Source organism: Frankia sp. AgKG'84/4 (genome assembly GCF_023242965.2).
Classification (GTDB): domain Bacteria; phylum Actinomycetota; class Actinomycetes; order Frankiales; family Frankiaceae; genus Frankia.
On the sequence record NZ_JALKFU020000802.1, the window covers coordinates 1 to 1,075 of the forward strand.

The 1,075-nt window shown below is 77.2% G+C and carries 1 protein-coding gene and 1 pseudogene; both read right to left on the bottom strand.

Annotation, left to right across the window (positions count from 1 at the left end; all coding sequences use genetic code 11):
* Window positions 1–223, bottom strand: a pseudogene (locus tag MXD58_RS25325) (SAV_6107 family HEPN domain-containing protein); the annotation flags it as partial.
* A gap of 136 nt (window positions 224–359) precedes the next feature.
* Window positions 360–1,075: hypothetical protein (locus tag MXD58_RS25330; protein ID WP_308302042.1), on the bottom strand; the 716-nt coding region annotated here is incomplete at its 5' end.

Consider the following 1,075-nt stretch of genomic DNA (forward strand, 5'->3'; position numbering starts at 1 on the left):
GACGCGCCCGGTCCGCCAGCACGGCGGCGGCCGCCCGCAGCGCGGCGAGATGAGCGAGGGCATACCGCTGCCCGGCGCGGGGGGCGTACTCGGCCTCACCGAGACCGCGCCGGGCGGCGGCGAGCAGCTCGTCCCGGGAGCGGTGGGGCAGACCCGCGGCGGGCAACAGGGCCCGCTGCGGCGGCCCCGCGGACGCGCCAGGCGCGGCGGAGGTACTTTCCACGCGAGCGGCTCCGCCCCCGGAACCCCTGCCGTTGACAGGTCGATCCACGACGGCCATGACACCCTCCCGACATCGAACACAGGTTCGAACACCTCGAAAGGTAGCCCGCGCGCGACCGACCCGTCAAACACCCCGGTCAGCGAACACCTGAGCGAAGCGCCGGCTGCCGGGAGGACTCGAGCAGGCGGACGAACCAGCCCAGCACGAGCAGGCCCACCAGGTCGGGCACCCAGCCCGAGCGCGGGTCCGGGGCATCCCCCCGACGGGCATCCCCCGGCCCAGCACCCAGCACCCGGCCCGCCTGGGCGGTCTGCGGATCGGGCCGGTCCAGGCCGGCGATGACCAGCGCCGTCCCGTCCAGCGCGAACCGAATGATGTTGGCCCCGCCCGGCGCCACCAGGCCGCTGGCGAACACCGCGCGGGTCGGCTCGAGCCAGCGCAGCACCGTCCCGTTCGCCAGCCGGACCCGACCACCGCGCCGGCCGGGGGTGAAGGCCGCAACGGGCACCCGCCCCATCGGCTCGACGAGGCGCACCCCCCGGCCGTCGAGATCCGCCTCCAGCACGAACGGCCGCCGAGCCGCCATCAGCTCGACCCGCCCCCGGTACGCCCAGTCGGCGAGCACCGCACCCTCGTCGGTCTCGACCCACACCTGCCGCATCGCCCCGCCACGCCCCCCGGCCGCGTCCCGCAAGGCCAGCTCGTGCGGCAGGCCACCGGCCCGCCGGAGCAGGCCGTCAGGCTCGCCCGACCCATCTCCCGGCGCCCGCACCTGCGCCGTCCCGGCGCCAGCCGTCCCGGCCTCGACGCCGGGCGCCCCGACCGGCGAGACCTCGGCGAACAGTGACCCCC